The organism is Microbacterium sp. CIAB417 (assembly GCF_022788845.1).
Genome location: NZ_JAHZUT010000002.1, coordinates 999,958 through 1,018,329, shown reverse-complemented (window position 1 = coordinate 1,018,329; position 18,372 = coordinate 999,958). Strand labels below are relative to the sequence as shown.

General features: G+C 70.5%; 18 protein-coding genes, 1 tRNA gene, 1 pseudogene and 1 riboswitch. Of the genes and pseudogenes, 9 read left to right on the top strand and 11 right to left on the bottom strand.

The window, feature by feature from the left end; all coding sequences use genetic code 11:
* Positions 1-105: 105 nt before the first annotated feature.
* The 3 genes from KYX17_RS11410 to KYX17_RS11400 are packed head-to-tail and all read right to left on the bottom strand — an operon-like array spanning position 106 to position 3,434.
* A complete protein-coding gene (locus tag KYX17_RS11410; RefSeq protein WP_243227092.1) occupies positions 106-912 on the bottom strand; it encodes a DUF2993 domain-containing protein in 807 nt (268 codons plus the stop codon).
* 1 nt (position 913) lies between these two features.
* On the bottom strand, positions 914-2,578 hold the full coding sequence (locus KYX17_RS11405) for an arginine--tRNA ligase (protein WP_243227091.1): 1,665 nt from the start codon (positions 2,576-2,578) through the stop codon (positions 914-916).
* A 58-nt stretch (positions 2,579-2,636) separates the two neighbouring features.
* Positions 2,637-3,434, bottom strand: coding sequence for a transglutaminase family protein (locus KYX17_RS11400; protein ID WP_243227090.1), 798 nt, complete (start codon positions 3,432-3,434; stop codon positions 2,637-2,639).
* A 90-nt stretch (positions 3,435-3,524) separates the two neighbouring features.
* Between KYX17_RS11400 and KYX17_RS11395 the strand changes: the two genes are divergently transcribed.
* From KYX17_RS11395 to KYX17_RS11380, 4 genes are all read left to right on the top strand, one after another.
* The gene (locus KYX17_RS11395) at positions 3,525-4,289 is read left to right on the top strand and encodes an SGNH/GDSL hydrolase family protein (protein WP_243227089.1); all 765 of its coding nucleotides are present in this window, start codon (positions 3,525-3,527) and stop codon (positions 4,287-4,289) included.
* A 191-nt stretch (positions 4,290-4,480) separates the two neighbouring features.
* Positions 4,481-4,744: a DUF6458 family protein gene (locus tag KYX17_RS11390; protein WP_243227088.1), complete on the top strand. Its 264-nt coding sequence runs from the start codon at positions 4,481-4,483 to the stop codon at positions 4,742-4,744.
* Positions 4,745-4,748: 4 nt separating this feature from the next.
* Positions 4,749-6,092, top strand: coding sequence for a serine/threonine-protein kinase (locus tag KYX17_RS11385; RefSeq protein ID WP_243227087.1), 1,344 nt, complete (start codon positions 4,749-4,751; stop codon positions 6,090-6,092).
* 104 nt (positions 6,093-6,196) lie between these two features.
* A complete protein-coding gene (locus tag KYX17_RS11380; RefSeq protein ID WP_243227086.1) occupies positions 6,197-6,805 on the top strand; it encodes an HD domain-containing protein in 609 nt (202 codons plus the stop codon).
* Between the two features lie 31 nt (positions 6,806-6,836).
* On the opposite strand, the gene KYX17_RS11375 is transcribed toward KYX17_RS11380, so the two are convergent.
* Positions 6,837-7,904, bottom strand: coding sequence for an FUSC family protein (locus tag KYX17_RS11375; protein ID WP_243227085.1), 1,068 nt, complete (start codon positions 7,902-7,904; stop codon positions 6,837-6,839).
* A gap of 157 nt (positions 7,905-8,061) precedes the next feature.
* On the opposite strand from KYX17_RS11375, the pseudogene KYX17_RS11370 reads away from it, so the two are divergent.
* Positions 8,062-8,559, top strand: a pseudogene (locus tag KYX17_RS11370) (alcohol dehydrogenase catalytic domain-containing protein); the annotation flags it as partial.
* A gap of 562 nt (positions 8,560-9,121) precedes the next feature.
* Here the strand turns inward: KYX17_RS11370 and KYX17_RS11365 are convergent.
* The 6 genes from KYX17_RS11365 to KYX17_RS11340 all read right to left on the bottom strand — a co-directional run bounded on the left by KYX17_RS11365 (position 9,122) and on the right by KYX17_RS11340 (position 13,487).
* Positions 9,122-9,194, bottom strand: a tRNA-Arg gene (locus KYX17_RS11365).
* A gap of 47 nt (positions 9,195-9,241) precedes the next feature.
* The gene (locus tag KYX17_RS11360; RefSeq protein WP_243227084.1) at positions 9,242-10,528 is read right to left on the bottom strand and encodes a hypothetical protein; all 1,287 of its coding nucleotides are present in this window, start codon (positions 10,526-10,528) and stop codon (positions 9,242-9,244) included.
* Between the two features lie 103 nt (positions 10,529-10,631).
* Positions 10,632-10,955: a multidrug efflux SMR transporter gene (locus tag KYX17_RS11355; protein ID WP_243227083.1), complete on the bottom strand. Its 324-nt coding sequence runs from the start codon at positions 10,953-10,955 to the stop codon at positions 10,632-10,634.
* Positions 10,956-10,964: 9 nt separating this feature from the next.
* Positions 10,965-11,028: riboswitch (guanidine-III (ykkC-III) riboswitch) on the bottom strand.
* A 31-nt stretch (positions 11,029-11,059) separates the two neighbouring features.
* A complete protein-coding gene (locus tag KYX17_RS11350; protein WP_374208939.1) occupies positions 11,060-11,899 on the bottom strand; it encodes a CPBP family intramembrane glutamic endopeptidase in 840 nt (279 codons plus the stop codon).
* A gap of 1 nt (position 11,900) precedes the next feature.
* A complete protein-coding gene (trmB, locus tag KYX17_RS11345) occupies positions 11,901-12,629 on the bottom strand; it encodes a tRNA (guanosine(46)-N7)-methyltransferase TrmB (protein WP_243227082.1) in 729 nt (242 codons plus the stop codon).
* Between the two features lie 21 nt (positions 12,630-12,650).
* On the bottom strand, positions 12,651-13,487 hold the full coding sequence (locus KYX17_RS11340) for a DUF3097 domain-containing protein (RefSeq protein ID WP_243227081.1): 837 nt from the start codon (positions 13,485-13,487) through the stop codon (positions 12,651-12,653).
* A 124-nt stretch (positions 13,488-13,611) separates the two neighbouring features.
* On the opposite strand from KYX17_RS11340, the gene KYX17_RS11335 reads away from it, so the two are divergent.
* The 4 genes from KYX17_RS11335 to KYX17_RS11320 are packed head-to-tail and all read left to right on the top strand — an operon-like array spanning position 13,612 to position 17,751.
* Entirely contained in the window at positions 13,612-15,609 is a 1,998-nt protein-coding gene (locus tag KYX17_RS11335) for a TPM domain-containing protein (RefSeq protein WP_243227080.1), read from the top strand.
* Between the two features lie 33 nt (positions 15,610-15,642).
* Positions 15,643-16,437 (top strand): PspA/IM30 family protein, encoded by a 795-nt coding sequence (locus KYX17_RS11330; RefSeq protein WP_243227079.1) that lies wholly within the window; start codon positions 15,643-15,645, stop codon positions 16,435-16,437.
* A 52-nt stretch (positions 16,438-16,489) separates the two neighbouring features.
* A complete protein-coding gene (locus KYX17_RS11325) occupies positions 16,490-17,308 on the top strand; it encodes an arginase family protein (protein ID WP_243227078.1) in 819 nt (272 codons plus the stop codon).
* Positions 17,305-17,751 (top strand): Fe-S oxidoreductase, encoded by a 447-nt coding sequence (locus KYX17_RS11320; RefSeq protein ID WP_243227077.1) that lies wholly within the window; start codon positions 17,305-17,307, stop codon positions 17,749-17,751. The genes KYX17_RS11325 and KYX17_RS11320 overlap by 4 nt, the downstream gene beginning before the upstream one ends.
* 106 nt (positions 17,752-17,857) lie before the next feature.
* Here KYX17_RS11320 and KYX17_RS11315 read toward each other — a convergent pair whose 3' ends face one another.
* Entirely contained in the window at positions 17,858-18,322 is a 465-nt protein-coding gene (locus tag KYX17_RS11315; protein WP_243227076.1) for an SIP domain-containing protein, read from the bottom strand.
* Positions 18,323-18,372 lie beyond the last annotated feature (50 nt).

Here is an 18,372-nt window from a genome sequence, read left to right as displayed (position 1 = left end):
CGGTGGTGAAGGGCGGCGGGATTCTCAGCGGCGGCGGAGCCGTCACGACACCCGACGCGAGTCCCTTGAAGTCTAGGGCACCGCCCATGCCGCTCCCGCCATGCGTCAGGCGCAGCTGCCCTTCTCCCTCGCACCGGCATCGCTCAGCAACTCGCCCGCGATGTCGAAGTCGGCGGAGAGCCGATCGCCGTGCACGGCGACCCGGCTGAGAGTGAGGCCGCGAGGCAGGTACTGCGCGACGCACACCCGGTACCCGGCCAGCAGAGGATCGGCGACGGAGCCGAACTGCGCCCGCAAGCCGTCCGCGGTCACCTCGGCACCCGCGACGCTCAGCGACACCGGAGTCAGCACGAGCTGCCCGTCCGCGGACGACGGGGTGAGCGCGACGTCCACCGGCACCGCGACACCGAACACCGACAGCTGCGAGGAGGCACGGACGTCGGGCTCGGCGATCGTGAGCCCGTCGATGGACACCGGCGCGGCCTCGGCCAGCAGCGGTTGCAGCTGCTCGGCGTCGAGGGACACCGTCGCCTGACCGGAGCCGAGCGTGAAGGGTGCGCGGATGCCGAGATCGTGGAGAGTCACCGAGACGTCGCCGGTGAACTCTCCGATCGTCACGTCGTCGGCCGAGATGCGCACCTCTCCCACCTGGCCCAGCGCGAGATCCAGCAGCAGCGAGGGGTCGGCGATGTCCACATCGATCTGCTGATCCGCGGCAAGGTCGAGCCGGGAGACGAGCTGCTGCTTGACGGCCTTGGTCACGAGGTCGCGTGCCACCCACTCCCCCGCGAAGAACGCGGCGACGATAAGCAGCAGCACCACCAGCACCGCGACGAGCCACGGCCACCGGCGGCGGCGCGCGGTGCGGGGCGCGTCGTCCTGGTCGTCGAACAGCCCCATCACCTCGCTCATGTCACATCCGCTCGGGGGCGCTGACGCCGAGCAGGTCCAACCCGTTGCGCAGGACCTGACCGGTGGCGTCGTTGAGCCACAACCGTGTGCGGTGCAGATCGGTCACGTCGTCGTCGCCGAGCGGGATCACCCGGCAGTTGTCGTACCAGCGGTGGTAGAGCCCGGCGAGCTCCTCGAGGTAGCGGGCGATGCGGTGCGGTTCGCGCAGGTCGGCGGCGAAGGCGACCAATCGCGGGAACTCCTGCAGCGCGCCCAGCAGAGCCGACTCGGTCTCGTGCGTGAGCAGTTCGGGCGCGAACGCCGTGCGCTCGACCCCGGATGCGGCCGCGTTGCGCGCCACGTTGTGTGTGCGCGCGTGGGCGTACTGCACGTAGAAGACCGGGTTGTCGTTCGTGCGCTTCTGCAGGATCTCCGGATCCAGCGTCAGCGGGGAGTCGGCGGGGTACCGCGCCAGCGAGTAGCGCAGCGCATCCGTCCCCAGCCAGGCCCGCAGATCGTCCAGCTCGATGATGTTGCCCGCGCGCTTGGACAGGCGGGCGCCGTTGATCGAGACGAGCTGACCGATCAGCACCTCGATGTCCTTCTCGGGGTCGTCGCCCGCAGCTCCCGCCAGCGCCTTGAGCCGGTGCACGTAGCCGTGGTGGTCGGCGCCGAGCAGGTAGATCTTGTGGGCGAAACCGCGATCGCCCTTGTTGAGGTAGTAGGCCGCATCCGCCGCGAAGTAGGTGTACTCGCCGTTCGAGCGACGGATGACACGGTCCTTGTCGTCGCCGAAGTCCGTGGTGCGCACCCAGACGGCGTCGTCCTGCTCGAAGACGTGGCCCTGCTCGCGCAGACGCTCGACCGCCTCATCGACCAGACTCGGGGACCCGGCGTGCAGCACCCGCTCGGAGTACCAGACGTCGAAGTGCACGTTGAACTGCTCGAGGGATGCCTGGATCTCGCCGAGCTGCAACGCGTACGCGAGCTCGGTGGTGAATGTCAGCTGCTCCTCGGGCGAGGCGAACAGCACGCCGCCGGGCTCGCCGTTGAAGTCCGCCGCGCGCACGCGCTCAGCCAGGTCCTGGATGTAGGCGCCGACGTAGCCGTCCTCCGGAGCCGGCTCGCCCTTCACCGCGGCGAGCACGGAACGGCCGAAGCGCTCCATCTGGGCGCCCGCGTCGTTGATGTAGAACTCGCGCACGAGGGTGGCGCCGCTGGCCAGCAGCAGCCGGGCGATGGCATCGCCGAGGGCTGCCCAGCGGGTGTGGCCGATGTGAAGCGGGCCGGTCGGGTTCGCGCTGACGAACTCCAGGTTGATCGAGTTGCCGCGCTGGGTGGTGTTGGAGCCGAACGCCGCGCCCGCCTCGACGATCACGCGTGCGAGCGCACCGGCGGCCGCGGCATCCACACGGATGTTGATGAAGCCCGGGCCGGCGATCTCGACGGAGGCGACGCCGGGAACCTCACCGAGAGGGCCTGCGATCTCCGCGGCCAGCTCCCGCGGGTTCGCTCCCACCTGCTTCGCGAGCTTCAGTGCGATGTTCGACGCCCAGTCGCCGTGGTCACGATTCTTCGGACGCTCGAGGACGATGTCCGACACCGCCACCTCGACGCTTGGGCGTCGCGCCTCGACGATCGGGGCGACGACGGCGTGCAGGGCTGCGGAGAGCTGTTCGGGATCCATAGGCGTCCCATTCTACGTTCGTCGGCAGCGACGCCCCCCGGCCGCGCAGGCCGCGCGCTCAGGACATCGACACGAGCGACACGTGATCGTCTACGGTCTCGGGCGCGTCCTTGACCGTCGCGTCCACCTCGAGCCGCTCCAACCCCACATATCCGCCGTGGTAGCTCAGGAACGCGCAGTCCGCCGCATCCCGGCCTGTCCCGATCCGCACGAGAGAGGTTCGCGGGGCGAGCCGAGTGGCATCCACGACGCTCCATTCGCCCTCGACGAGAACCTCCGCGACCGCGTGGAAGTCCATGGGATCGAGGCGCGGCGCGTAGCAGGCGACGTACCGCGCGGGCACATCCATCGCGCGCAGCAGCGCGATGACGAGATGGGCGTAGTCGCGACAGACGCCCTGCCCGCTGGCGAGGGTCGTGACGGCACTGTCGGTGCCGAGACTCATACCCGGGGTGTAGGTGACGCTCGTGGCCACGAACTCGGAGACGGCCTCCACGAGAGCGCGACCGCTCAACCCGCGGAACAGTCGCCGCGCCGTAGCGAAGACCTCGTCGGACTGGGCGTAGCGGCTCGGGCGCAGAGCCGTGATGGTGTCGATCTCCGTCGTCGCAGGCTCCGCCCCGGCGCCCACGACCGCCTCATACCGCACCTGAAGGGGGCCCGCCTCACCCGTCAGGCGGTGCAGGCGGTTGCCGGCCGCGTCCATGAGCTCCCTCGGCCGCAGCTCGCGCCCGTCCTGCATCACGCTCAGCCGCTCGCTCAGAGCCCCCGCCGAGCGTGCCACCGCGATCTGCAGAATGAGGTCGACGGAGGAGCCCAGTTCGAGGTCGAGCTCGGCTCTCACATGGCGCTGCACCGGCCCATCCTCGCACGCCCATCGAGGCCAGAGGCCCGCCGCATCCGGCTCCCGCACCCACGGCGGGCCCTCGCGCCGTACGCTCGTGTCATGACCCGATCCGCTCGGCTTTCGCCGCGCCGCTCGATCGCCGTGCTGGCTGTGCTTGCGGCGGCCATCGCGTGCATCTGCGCACTCGCGTTGACGCGTCCCTGGGCGGCCGGAGCGCTCTCGGTCAGTCGCGCGGACGCGGGTGGCACCGCACCCGCGACGGTGGCGGCGATCTCGCTGCCCGAGCATCCTCGAATCCTCGTCTTCGGCGACTCCTGGACCTATGGTTCAGCCGCCTCCGCGCCCACACTGGGCTACGCATACCTCCTGGGCCCGCTGATGGACGGCGAGTCGAGTGTGAACGGGTCACGCGGCAGTGGATACCTCGTTCCTGGCATCGACGGCGGCACCTTCTCCGAGCGCATCGCCGAGCTGGATGCGTCCGCCCAGCCGGATCTCGTCGTCGTCCAGGGATCGATCAACGATCGAAAGGTCCCGCTCGACGGCTACGACGACGCTGTGCGCACCGCGTGGGACTCGCTCGCCGCGCTGTACCCCGGCGCGCAGATCGTCGTTCTCGGACCGGCTCCCCAGATCCTCCCGGTGGAAGCGGCCACCGCCGAGATCGACGAACGGCTCAGCCTGGCCGCGGCCGCGCGCGGCTGGCCCTACATCTCCCCCGTCCGGGATCAGTGGATCACGCCGGAGAACTACGCGTGGATCATTGACACCGGGGTGGTCGGGCGAAATCACCCCACGACCGAGGGCCATGCGTACCTGGCGCAGAGGCTCGCCGCGGCGATCGAGGGTCTGCGCGGCGACTGAGTCGTCCTGTGCGGGCGGGCATTATGCACCCTTTTGCGGGGCAGGACCACCGAAGCTCTGAGAGCCCGTCCGCTGGCTATCGTGAACGCTGGGGGCACGGCGACCCGCCGCGCCCGTGCCCGGGCGCCGGCCCCATCGTCGCCGTCCGGGAATCCACCTATCGGGCAGGTCCCGGGGCAGGAGTCGTGAACATGGGTATTGGAAGCGGAATCGCGCTGTTCGTGATCGGAGCGATCCTGGCGTTCGCCGTCAACGTCGACCTCGGCGGCTTCGTCAACCTGAGTCTCATCGGGTACATCCTGATGGGCGCGGGCGTTGTCGTCTTTCTGATCAGTCTCATCCTCGTCATGCGTCGCCGTTCGAGCGTGTCCACCTCGCGCACCGCCGTCGACCCCGCCAGCGGTGAGCGTGTCACGACGCGTCGCACCACGGACAACGGCGAACCCCTCGCCTGAGTACGTGTCCGATATCCTCGACGCCGTCCCCGCGGGAACGGGATCACTTCTCGCCGGCCGCTACCGCCTGATCGAGCGCGTCGGCAGCGGCGGCATGGGAACGGTCTACCGCGCCCGAGACGAGCTGCTCGGCCGCGATGTCGCGGTCAAGCTCTTCCACTCGGAGCAGGGGGACGGCGTCGAGGAGCGTCGGAAGGTCGGCGAGGCGACCATGCTCGCCTCGCTGTCGCATCCGTGCCTGGTCACCCTCTTCGACGCGTGCATCGGATCGCAGCCGCCGAACTATCTGGTCATGGAGTACATCGCCGGCCCCACCCTGCGTCAGCGCCTCGTGGAGGGACCGCTGCAGCTCGACGAGGCGGCCGCGATGGCGAGCGATCTCGCCGCGGCGCTGGAGGCCGTGCATGCAGCGGGTATCGTGCACCGCGACGTGAAGCCGTCCAACGTCATGCTCCGCGCGCGGGGCCGCGGGGCGGCGGGCCGTCTCGGCTATCAGGCCGTGCTGGCGGACTTCGGCGTCGCCCACCTCGTGGACTCCACCAGGCTCACGACCCCCGGCGATGTCATCGGCACGGCGGCCTACCTCGCACCGGAGCAGGTGCGCGGTCACGCGCCGGTTCCCGCATCCGACGTCTACTCGCTCGGTCTGCTTCTCATCGAGGCCATCACGGGCCGCCATCCCTTCGCCGATGCGCCGGCTGCCAGCATGCTGTTGGCTCGGCTCAGTCGTCAGCCCGACGTGCCGACGGGAATCGGCTACGCGTGGCGCTCCCTGCTCACCGCGATGACGGTGCACGATCCCGCCTCCCGACCGAGCGCGGGTGAGGTGCTCGAGCGGGCCCGCGCCCTTTCCGCATCGCCGGCGACCGCCACGTCGCTCCCCCTGGATGAGGCGCTGCTCGTCGCGACCTCACCGATCGCCCTCGCGACTGCCCCGGCGCAGATCACCGAACCGCTCGCCGACCCGACTCCGGTCTCGCCACCGCGCCGGCCCCGACGCCGTCGCCGCGGGCTCGTGGCACTCACGGCGGCTGCCGGCGTTCTCTTGGCCGGGGCCGCCGCGGTGGGCATCACGAGCGTGCTCGCTCCGGCACCGGTGGCCGAGGAGTCCGTCGTCCCCGCGCAGGTGAACACCGTCCCCGCCGACGACGGATCGGACCAGACACCCGCAGAGACGGTGGATTCCGGGGACCAGAGCGTGCAGCCGACCGATACCGGCACTCCGCAGCCGGGGCCGGTCACCGATCCGCAGCCGCGGCCGGCGTCGGAGAACGGGTCGAATCGCGGCCCGGGCAACAACAACGGCAACGGAAACGGCAACGGAAACGGCAACGGCAAGAAGCCCTGACGACGTAGGAACGCCACATTCCGACGTCGTCCCGCCGTCCTCGATACCGGGGACCGATGAGGCGAGACGCCGTGCTCGACACTGGGTGAGAGACGAGGAGTCCCATGCCCTACGACATCGACGAGCTACTGCGTCCCCCCTCCGCCACCGCCGCGCTCGCTCTCGAGGCGGCCGAACGGTGGTGTTCCCCCGTCGTGCTGCGGCACAGCCTGCGCTCCTGGGCGTGGGCGCGTGCTCTCGCGGATGCGGAGGGTGTGCACTACGACGCGGAGCTGCTGTTCACGGCTGCCGCGCTGCACGACATCGGTGTGGCCGAGCCCTTCGACGCGCACCGGACGGCGTTCGAGGGCGCCGGAGGCGCCGCGGCGTGGGTGTTCGCGACAGGCGCGGGTTGGCCGGCCGAGCGCCGTGTCCGGCTGCAGGAGGTCATCGAACGCCACATGTGGGTCGAGGTCGATCCGGCCGTGGACATCGAGGGCCACCTGCTGGAGGTGGCCACGAGCCTGGACGTCGCCGGCGTGGGCGCGTCCAGGTGGGATCCGCGGCTGCTGCGCGCGGTGACCGAGCGACTGCCTCGAGCGGAATTCGCGGCTGAGTTCGACACGGCGATCCGCGATCAAGCCCGGCGCAAGCCCGCGTCGGCTGCGGCGCGACTTGCGCAGAGCGGCCGCATCGCCGACGGCGAGCGCGCCTGGCTCTCCCTCGTGCGCTGACCCGGCGGACGAGGGCCCGGTCCGCCGGTGGTCACCCCGCGTGCGCGAACGGGCGCGAGGCATCGATGATGCGCCGGAGCGACACCGCCGCTTCCCACCGATCAAGCGCCCTCGCATCCGACGAATGCCGGATGCGGCGGCGATAGGCGGCGAGCGCCGCATCCGCTGCTCGGAGTCGTTCAGCGAACGCTGCATGCTCGATGGGAGTCGACGTATGCTCCGCGCACGCCGCGACGGCCTCGGCCAGCGCACGGCGCTGCCGATTCCCGAGTTCGGTCTCGACGGTCAGTCGCGTGAGGCTCTCGGCCAGCTCGCCCGTCGCCGCGGCGACGGCGCGCAACGCGTCGAGGCGCCGTCGCCCCGTCTCCACATCCGCACGGGCACGCCGCGCCCGGGGATTGCCGCGTTGGGACCTGACGGCCTCGGCCACCTCGGCCGCCACGGCATCGGCCGTCGCCGTCAGCTCGGCGATCCGATGCCGCAGCCGCTCGGCGTCCACCGCGCGCTCGCCCAGCGCCTGAGCCGCCTCCCGGAGAACCTCACCGATCTCATCGCGCAGTGCGTTCAGGCGTGCGGTCGCTCGCCCGATGTAGAGCGGCGGCACGACCACGAGATTGACCACGAGACCGACGACGACGCCGAAGGCGGTGGTGATCAGGTACGACGATGAATAGCTCTGGACGTCGGCGTTACCCACGAGCAGGACGAACAGACCGGCGATGGGGATCCAATCCCGGCCGCTGCCGAGCACGCTCAGCCCGGCGCAGACCGTTCCCGCACCGGTCACCACCGCGACCGCCACAAGGCTGGGCGCTCCGGCGATCAGCAGAGCGATGCCGACGAAGCCCCACGCGATTCCCACGGCGAGTCCCGCGAGCGTCTCGAGCCCCGCTCGCACCGAGCCTGCCAGCGTGGAGTACATGCTGATGAGCACACCCAGCGGCGCGTAGTACGAGTACTCGCTGTCGGTGAACGGCACGAAAGGCGCCAGCGTCCAGGCGATCGCGGCGGCGCCCGCCACCTTCGACGCGAGAAGTAGACGCGGAGGATCCACCAGTTCGGACAGCCGACGGCGCAGAGCGAGCGCGGGGCGAGGCATCCCCCGACCGTACGTAGGCGCCATGACCGTCGGAGGGGCCTTGACGGCACCGGGCAGACCCCGCACGCGCCCGGGCACGCGGTACCAGGACCCGCGCCGGTCGACAACCCCGTCGTCGCCGGCCATGCCCGGTCGCCGGGTGGGGCGCACCCGAGCGATGACCTACCGAGGCCCCTACAAGGTCCGTGTCGAAGAGAAGCCCGACCCGCAGATCGAGCATCCCAATGATGCGATCGTGCGAGTGGAACGCGCGGCGATCTGCCGGTCGGACCTCCACCTCTTCCACGGCATGCTCCCGGACACGCGCATCGGGCACACGTTCGGACACGAGTTCATCGGACGGGTCGAAGAGGTGGGCGCGTCAGTGCGCAACATCTCGGTCGGCGACCGGGTCATGGTGCCGTTCAACATCTGCTGCGACACCTGCTTCTTCTGCGCTCACGGCCTCTTCTCCAACTGCCACAACGTGAACGCCAACGCGACGGCCGTCGGCGGCATCTACAAGGACGTCGTCGTCGCCCTCAAGAAGCTCACCGACGGCCTCGGCGCCGACGTCGTCATCGACGCTGTCGGCGCCGAGGCGGACGGGCATCTCGTGCAGCACGTGAGCTCTGCGAAGCTCAAATTGCAGGGCGGCTCCCCCATCGCGCTGAACTGACCTGGCCTACATGGCCGTCGTCCCCGCAATCCAGCGTGCTGAGCATTCCATCCGCTGCGCCGAGCCGCGCGCCCGCCGCCGGCCTTCGCGTCCCCCAAGCGGCCGACAGACAGCTCACTCCCGGCAGCGTAACGTCGCAGGAATCGGGGAGGTCGGGTGGATTCGAGGCAGCGGGACGCAACGACGACCACGCGCCCACCGGGGTGGCGCGAGATCACAGCCGGGATCGTCTGGGCCTCGATCGGTTTGTGCGTCTTCGCGCTCTGGCAGCTGTTCGCCCGGGAGTTCGGCGGCGCCGTCGGCACGGCTCTGCATTCCCCACTCTCCCGGGAGAGTCGCGTCCCGGCCTTCTGGGGCTTCGTCGTCGTCGCGGCGGTGCTGCTGGTGTGCGCCGTCGGCGCCCTCGCAGCACGCCGCTGGCTGGCCCTGCCGATCGCTCTCCTGCTCGCTTTCGGCGCGGTAACGATCGCGTCGGGCATGTATCCGCAGGTTGCGCCGTTCGTCTTCGGGCGTGAAGAAGGCCCCGATCCGCGAAAGGATCGAGGCCTCTCGTACGCCGTGCCCCCGGAGGGATTCGAACCCCCGACCTACGGTACCGGAAACCGGCGCTCTATCCCCTGAGCTACGGAGGCGTACCGATCGAGACTATCACCGCCGGCTCCGGCCCCGTGACGACGGGTCAGGGATATCCGCGCGTCCACAGACCGTAGACGGCGAAGAACTGCAGGACCACGAGGGCGATCAGGATGCCGTTGCGTGTGCGCTTGGAGGCGGAGAGTCGTTCGTGCGCGAGGAGCGGAGACATCGGCATGAGCAGACGGAACGTGCTGGCCTGCGGCAGGAAGACGCCGAAGATGTAGAGCCCGTAGCTGAGCCCGTACGCCGCGACCACGATTCCGAGCTTGCGCACCGGCCGCGACCAGATCAGCATCGCGAAGCCGACCATCAGCGCGATCACCAGCAGCCACCCGAAGACGCTCAGGTACTCGCCCATGAATCGGAACCACGGGGTGAGGGGCAGGAAATCGCCGTTGCCGACGAACGGGCGCCACCAGGCTGTCTCCGTGAGCACGTAGGCGTGCGGGGTTCCGGTCGCCGCATCCGCGATCCACGACCAGGCGAGTCCGGCGAGCGCGGTGACGCCGCCCGCGACGAGCAGTCCGACGACTTCGCCACGAGGGAACGGATCGACCTTCCGGCGCCACCAGCGCACGAGGAAGACGATGCCGAGCGCCAGCGCAAGCGCGAGAGCGCCGGGTCGCGTGAACGCCGCGACCAGCGCGATCGGAGTGATCCACACGTACTTGCGCTTCACAGCCAGCAGGAGCGCGGCGAAGGTCAGAGTGAGCACGAGAGACTCCGCGTACGCGATGACGAACACGAACGACAGCGGCGCGAAGGAGAAGAAGATGACGGCCCACTTCGCCTGGCGTGGCGAGGTGACTGCCCGCAGCAGCAGGAACAGCAGCACGGTGGCGGTAGCGCTGAAGAAGATGCTGAGTCCGATGCCGGCCGCGCGCCAGTCCGAGCCGACGATGTCGCCCACCACACGTTCCAGCCACGGGTAGATCGGCAGGAAGGCCCAGTCGTTCTCGAGCACGTTGCCGTTGGGGCCGATGGGGATGACGGGCGGATACCCGATCAGCGAGATGCGGCCGTACCTGTCCGCGTCCCACCCCGTCAGGAAGGCGGCGAACGTGACGACAGGTCGGTCCTGCGCGCCGAAGCCCCACCCTGCGGCCGTGGACACCAGGTACCAGAAGAGCAGGAACGCCAGGTTCATCCCGCGGGCGATCGCCCAGTAGCCCAGAACCTGCGCGAGCTCGATCCGTCGGACCGCGCGCACGCTCGGATCGGGGCGGGACGCATCCTCGACCCAGCCTCGGGCAGCCTTCACCGCGCGCCGCCACCGCGGCGTACGCGTGCTCTCCGAATCGGCATGCAGTTGCGAACCGGTCACCGTCACGACTTTCCTCTCCCCGCGTGGCGCGAGCGATCCTAGGCGAAGCGGCTATGCCGGCCCCCACAGGATGCTCCCATCTTCGAGCGCGGAGCAAAAGCCTGGGAACTCAGGATGCGTCGCCGGTAAGCTTCAGCCCGATCACGCAGCCGACCAGCCCGGCGATCAGCAGCAGTCTCACGATCGTGAACGGTTCAGCGCCGGTGACCATCGCCCAGATCACCGTGAGCGCGGCTCCGATGCCGACCCACACGGCGTATGCCGTACCGGTGGGGATCTCCCGCATGGCTAACGCCAGACCGCCCATGCTCAACAAGAGCGCCACGGCGAACACGATGCTGGGCAGAGGCTTCGACAGCCCCTCGGACCGGCCGAGCGCGCTGGCCCAGACGGCCTCCAGCACTCCCGAGACGATGAGGACGATCCACGACATGACGTGCCTTCCGGCCAGTCTTGTCGCTCACCGGGTACTGATCCCTCGTCCGGGAGTCCGGTCGGGACTCAGGGCGAGCCTACCCGTGCCGTCTGAGCAGGGGCTCAGAGCAAGAAGAGGGCGTCGAGCAGACCGGGATTGTGTGCGTGGACGAGCACCCCGAACACCACCGCGTCGAACAGGAGGTGCACCGTGACGACGTAGGCGAGCGAACGGGTGCGCAAGAAGATGTAGCCCTGCAGCAGCGCGAACGGGATCGTGAGGACCGGCCCCCAGGCGCGGTAGCCGAGCTCCCACAGGAAGGAGACGAAGACGATCGCCTGCACGAGGTTGGCGGTCAGATCCGGCAGATGCCGGCGCAGGAGCGCGAAGACGGTGCAGATGAAGAACAATTCGTCCCAGATCCCGACCGCTCCGACTCCGACGAAGAGGCGGGCGATGAGATCGGGCGCGTCGACGACGGGCCAGTTCTGATAGACGCCGGAGCTGATGAAGTAGAAGGGCAGGATGAGCCAGCCGAGCATGAGCACCGCGACCAGCCATATCCACTGGAACCGCGTCCAGCGCCCGCCCCCGCGCCACGGGAAGCGGATCGCGCGGTCGCGGTAGACGAACCGCGACACGAGATACGGCACCGCGACCGCTCCCCCCAGCGCGAGGGTGAATCGCACCATCGCGGCGTCATCGAGCTCCGCAGCCAGCGGGATGGCGCTGACGATCAGCATCCCCGCCGCGATGAGCGATAGATCGCGCAGCAGCGACGCTTCGCGCCCGTGACGCCGATCCGCCCACCAGGCCGTCACAAGCCCCGCAGCGAGCAGGGTCCACCCCAGCCACGGAGTGAGCAGCACGAAGAACGCCGGTGCGGCGAGCGCCACCAGCAGCGAGGCCGTGAGCGGCCACGCCCGCAGCGGAGTGCGACCGACCGTGTCCGCGGCGGGCACCTCAGCCGCCCGATCGCCGGTAGGCGAGGTCGCGGATCGCGCGCCCGACTCGCTCGCCCTTGCGCTCGAAGGCCGTGACGACACGGCCCTCGAAGCGCGGCGCCCAGTCCCCCTCGAACGCGCGGTCGAACGTCGTCGCCTCATCGAGCACGGCGCGCATCTGCAGCGCGTAGTCCTCCCAGTCGGTGGCCAGGCGCAGTATGCCGCCGGGGCGGAGCGCGCGCGAGAGCGTGGGCACGACATCGGGCTTCACTAAGCGTCGCTTCGTGTGCTTCTTCTTGTGCCACGGGTCGGGGAAGAAGATCCACACCTCATCGACTGACCCCGCCGGCAGCAGGTGTTCCAGCACCTCGGGGGCGTTCGCCTCGACCAAGCGCAGGTTGCCCACACCGGCGCGATCGGCGTCGAGCATCGTGCGCGCGAGTCCCGCGCGGAAGACCTCCACCGCGAGGAAGTCGGTATCGGGTCGCGTGGTCGCCGCGTGCACGATGGCGTGACCCTGCCCCGAGCCGATCTCGACGATCAGCGGGGCCTGCCTGCCCCACACCGCCGCCACGTCGATGTGCGCGTCAGCGGCGACGGACGTGGCGGCGTTGTCTCGCGGGACCGGAAGCATCAGGTGAGGCCCGAGCTCGGACCAGGCGCGCTCCTGAGCCTCGGACATCCTCCCGCTGCGGCGCACGAACGAGACGGGGCGATCGCGGAAGACGCCGGATGCGGGATCGGTCATCCTCCCAGGATACGAAGGGCCTCAGGCGGTCACGAAGTCGATGAGCTCTTCGACGCGCCCCAGCAGCGCCGGTTCCAGGTCGCGATAGCTGTGGACGCTCGCGAGGATCCGCTGCCACGCGCGTGCGAGATCGGCCTTGTCGCGCGCCGGCCAGCCGAGTCCCCGACAGACGCCGGTCTTCCAGTCGATCCCCCTCGGCACCTCCGGCCAGGCCGTAATCCCGACCGCGCGCGGTGTGACGCACTGCCACACATCGATGAACGGGTGCCCCACGATGCGCACGTGGGCACCGTGCCGGCCGCGCGCGACATCCGCCGCGATCCTCGACTCCTTCGATCCCGCGACGAGGTGGTCGACGAGCACGCCGTATCGACGTTCGGCCGTGGGCGGCTCCGCCTCGAGGAGGTCCGAGAGCAGGTCGATCCCCTCGAGGTACTCGACCACCACGCCCTCCACCCGCAGATCGTCCCCCCACACCTTCTCGACGAGCTCGGCGTCGTGCTTGCCCTCGACGAGGATGCGGCTCGGGCGGGCGATGCGCGCGCGCTGATCGGCGACCGCGAACGATCCGGATGCGGTGCGCGCGCGCCCGCCGGTGGCCCGGGCGACGGGGGGCGCGATGAGTCGGACGGCTACCCCGTCGATCAGGAAGCCCGGGCCCAGCGAGAACATGCGTCGCCTGCCGGTGCGATCCTCCAGCTGGACGAGTCCGCCTTCGACCGCCGTGACCGCGCCGCAGAATCCGTCCTCGGCGACCTCCACCACCGTGTCGCGCTCGGCGGCGACCTCGGCGAGGGTCTTCGCGTTCCGCTCGCGCCAGCCGGCGGCGAGCACATCCGTGGGGTACCGATCATCCATAACGCCGAGCAGCGTAACCAGCGCGAGCATGCACATCCGGCAGCGACCCGCATCCATGGCGTACACAGACTCGCCCTTAATAGACTCGGACGAGGGCGGAGTCCGCCCCCGAGGGAGGCCATCGATGCGACCGCGCTGGGCATATGCACTGGTGGCCGCGCTGGCCGCCGTCTTCCTGGTCGCGGCCCCGGCTGCCGCAACGCCGCCGGTGGAGCTCGGCGCGTCGTACGTGAATGACCAAGCGGGGGTCCTCGGCGACGCGGAGCGCGCCCAGGTCGAGGACCGCCTCGAACGCCTCGCCGAGACCGACAACCTGAACCTGTGGGTCGTCTACGTCGACCGCTTCAGCAACCCGTCGGATGCCGAGGACTGGGCGACCCGGACCGCAGAGCAGGGCGGCCTCGGGCCCAACCAGTACCTGCTGGCCATCGCCGTCGACGCCCGCCAGTACTGGATCTCCAGCGACACCTCGGGCCCGCTGAGCGAGAGCCAGATCACCGCCGTCGATCAGGACTGGGTGTATCCGGCCCTGCGCAACGGTGACTGGGCGGGCGCCGCCATCGCTGCCGCCGACGGGATGTCCGCGGCCCGCAGCGGCGCGGGAGGCGGTGGCGACTCCGGCGGCGGCGGTGTGCCCGGCTCGGGTTCGTCCGGTTCGGGTTCCGGCTCCGGCGGTGCGGTGGGCATCGTGATCATCGTCGTGTCCGTTCTGGCGCTGGTGGCCGTGGGCGCATACTTCGTCATCCGCGCGGCTCGGCGGCGCGCCGCATCCCGTCCCGCGGAGAGCACCGAGGATCTCGGCAAGCGCGCGGCCGCGGCTCTCGTCGCCACCGACGACGCCCTGCGAGAGGCGGAACAGGAGCACGGGTTCGCCGCCGCGCAGTTCGGCGAAGAGGCCACGAGAAGTCTGCGCGACGCTCTGACGACGGCACGCGCGGAGTTGGAGCAGGCCTTCACCGTGCGTCAGCAGCTCGACGATGAGATCCCCGACACCGACGAGCAGGTGCGCGCCTGGCACGAGCAGACGCTGCAGCTCGCGTCGACCGCCGGCGCACGAGTGCAGGCCCAGCTGGACGCCTTCGCCGACCTCCGACGCATCGAACAGGATCTTCCGGCCACCCGGGAACGCCTCCGCTCGGCGCCGGCCGAGGCGACTACCGCCCTTCAGAACGCCGAGGAGCGTTTCGCCCAGCTCGCGGCCACCTACCCGGCCGCGGCCCTGAGCACCATCGCCGACAACACGGCACAGGCAGCGGACCGGCTCGCTCTCGCCGATGGCCAACTGTCTGCGGCGGATGCCGCGGCCGCCACCGGTGACACGGGCAAAGCCGCCGTCGCCCTGCGTACCGCCGAACAGGCCATCGCGCAGGCGCGACAGCTGGCGGATGCGGTCGGCGCGCACGGTGACCGCATCGCCGGCGCCGCCGCCGAGATCCCCGCGCTGCGCGCCGAACTCGCACGGGACATCGCCGCCGCCGAGACCCTGCCCGACCCCGACGGTCGGCTCGCAGCCGCATCCGCCGCCGCTCGCGCGCAGCTCGACGCGCCGGCCGAAGACCCCGTGGCAGCGCTCGCGGCGCTGCAGCGGGTCGACGAGGAACTCGACGCACTCCTTCGCTCCGCACGCGACGCGGCGGCGCGCGCCGAGCACGCTCGCCAGGTGCTGCCGCCGACGCTTGCACACGCGCAGGCGCAGATCGGTGCCGCCGAGGACTTCATCTCCGCCAGACGCGGTGCGATCGGTGCCACCGCCCGCACGCGTCTCGCCGACGCCCGCGCATCGTTCGCCCTGGCCGAGCAGCAGGCTCAGGCAGCGCCCGAGCAGGCGCTGGATGCGGCTTCGCGCGCCGCGCGCCTCGCGTCCGACGCCATCTCCGCCGCCCAGTCGGACGTCTCCGGCTTCTCCGGAGGATCCGGCGGCGGGGGCGACTTCGGCGCGCTCCTCGGCGGCATCCTGATCGGCTCCGCACTGGGAGGCGGTCGCCGACGCGGCGGCGGCTTCGGAGGCTTCGGGGGCGGCAGCTTCGGGGGCGGCAGCTTCGGGGGCGGCGGCTCGCGCGGTGGCTTCGGCGGAAGCTTCGGCGGCGGGGGCTCCCGCGGCGGCAGCGGCGGCAGATTCTGACGGACTTCACGAACCACGACGAAAGGAAACACGATGGCCAAGCAGTCCATCTTCGGACGCATCTCGACCCTCGTCCGGGCGAACATCAACGCGATGATCGACCAGGCCGAGGACCCGCAGAAGATGCTCGACCAGCTCGTCCGCGACTACACCAACAACATCGCCGACGCAGAAGCGGCGATCGCCGAGACGATCGGAAATCTGCGCCTTCTCGAGCGCGACCACCAGGAGGACGTGCAGGCGGCGGCCGAGTGGGGCAGCAAGGCGCTCGCGGCCAGTCGTCGCGCCGACGAGATGCGCCGCGCCGGCAACACGACCGACGCCGACAAGTTCGACAACCTCGCCAAGATCGCCCTGCAGCGCCAGATCTCCGAAGAGAACGAGGCCAAGGCATCCGCGCCGCAGATCGCTGCGCAGACCGAGGTCGTCGACAAGCTGAAGGACGGCCTCAACGGCATGAAGCAGAAGCTCGAGCAGCTTCGTTCCAAGCGCAGCGAGCTCCTCGCCCGCGCGAAGGTCGCCGAGGCCCAGAACAAGGTGCACGACGCCATCAAGAGCGTCAACGTCCTCGACCCCACGAGCGAGCTCGGCCGCTTCGAAGACAAGATCCGTCGCCAGGAGGCACTGGCCGCCGGCAAGGCGGAGCTCGCCGCATCCAGCCTCGACGCCCAGTTCGAGAGCCTCGAGGACGTCGGTGAGCTGACCGAGGTCGAGGCGCGCCTGGCCGCGCTGAAGGCGGGCGGGTCCACGCAGGGCGCGCTCGGCGCCGGCGCGACGAGCGACGAACTCAGCCAGCAGCAGCAGCTGCCCCAGCAGCACCAGCAGTGAGAAGACGGAGGGGCCGCGCGGAGCGCGGCCCCTCCCCCATCCGGGAGTCGAGATGACACGGTTCCTCATCACACCCGTGTGGCAGGGTTCACCCTCCGCACGCGCGATGCAGCTCGTGGACGGTGCGGAAGCCATCGCGGGCGATCTGCCGCGCGCGGCATGCACGAACGTGCCGGTTCCGCTCGGTGCGGGAGAGGCGCTCGACACGGGCGTGCACCGCTACAGCGCGCTGCGCCAGGTGCAGCACGATCTGCGTGACGCCCTCGCCGCGTCCGACGAGCGCGCGCTCACGGTCGGTGGCGACTGCGCCGTCGGCGTCGCCGCCGTCGAGCGTTCGGCGCGCGCCGGGCGGATCGCGGTCGTCTGGGTCGATGCGCATCCGGATCTGCATACGCCGGAGTCCTCTGCCTCTCACGCGTTCGGCGGGATGGCGCTGCGCGCCGCGCTCGGCGACGGTGCGCCCGATCTCGCGCTGCCCCCGGGCACCGTCGCGCCGGCCGATGTGGTCCTCGTCGCCGCGCGTGCCATGGACGACGCCGAGCAGGAGTACATCGCCGCGCACGGCCTCACCGTGATCGATGCGGCCGCACTTTCCGATCCCGCCGTCCTCGCGCGGACCGTCCAGCAGCTCGGCGTCGATGCCGTGCACGTGCATGTCGATGTCGACGCGCTCGACCCCGCAGAGATGCCCGGCGTCAAGGACTCCGAGCCCTTCGGCGCCTCGCTGGCCGAACTGGTCGCGGCTCTGAAGGCGCTGCGCGACGCGGTGCCGCTGGCCGGCGCCTCGCTCGCCGGGTTCGCCCCCGCATCCCCCGCCGCCGCGACCGACGACATGGGTACACTCCTGCGACTGGTCGGGGCCCTCGCGTGAGTGCCGCGAGGCCGCCCGCCGGGTGGCGGCAGCGGGCCGACCGCGCGGTCGCACGATCACGCGCCCTGGAGCGCTGGATCCCGTCCTTCCTCCTGGACTCGCCCGTCAGCGCACTGGGTTACGCCTATGGATGTGCGGTGGGGTGGGTCTGGGGAACGCTGTGGAGCCGCGGGCGTATCGAGCGACACGGCCGTCTGTTCGTGTTCCGCGGGATGCCGTCGTGGGCGTTCCCGCGCGGCGGGGTGTGCGTGGGGCATTGCTTCCTCACCGGCGACGGCCGCATCGACGACCGGCTGATCGCGCACGAGTCCGTGCACGAGCGGCAGTGGCGCCGGTTCGGGATCCTGATGCCGATCCTGTACAGCATCGCCGGGCGCGACCCGCTGCGGAACCGCTTCGAGATCGAAGCCGGTCTCGCCGACGGTAACTACATCCCGCGCTGACCCGCTTCCGTTCAACAGGAGATATCCGTCCCACAGGAGGATTCCAGGCCGATCGTCCTGTCGAGGGGATTTCTCCTGCGCAGCGGACGCGCCGGAGACGGCGCGCTCAGGCGGTAGCGAGCCCGAAGCGGGCAGGCGTGTGGATGCGGGTGGCATCGATCCCGCGGCGCTCCACGAGGTGGTCGAAGATGTCGGCGGTACCGAGGTATCCCCCGAGCAGAGTGACCGCCGTGCCGCATCCGTCGTCGTCGCACAGCATCTCGTCGGCCCAGGCCACGACCGCCCGGCTCAGCGCCTCGCCCGGCGCGCACGAGCGTCCGGTACCCGGAGCGCCGGAGCGGCTGTCGCGGGTCAACCACGTGATCGTCATGCGGGCCGGGACACGGATCTCGGCGATGTGCGCCGCGTCCGGAACCTCGACGAAGACCCGACCGGTCGAACACATCGGCAGCGTCGCGAGCAGCATCTCGAGGTCGTCCAGGGACGACTCGTCAGCGGTCACCAGGTGCTGCGCGCGGGCGTGCTTGGACGCACGGCACGCGTTCGCGTTGTGGACGTCGTTCTCGGGCATGATGAGGCGAGTATACGCCCGTCAAGGAAGGTATGCCTCACCTTGGGCGG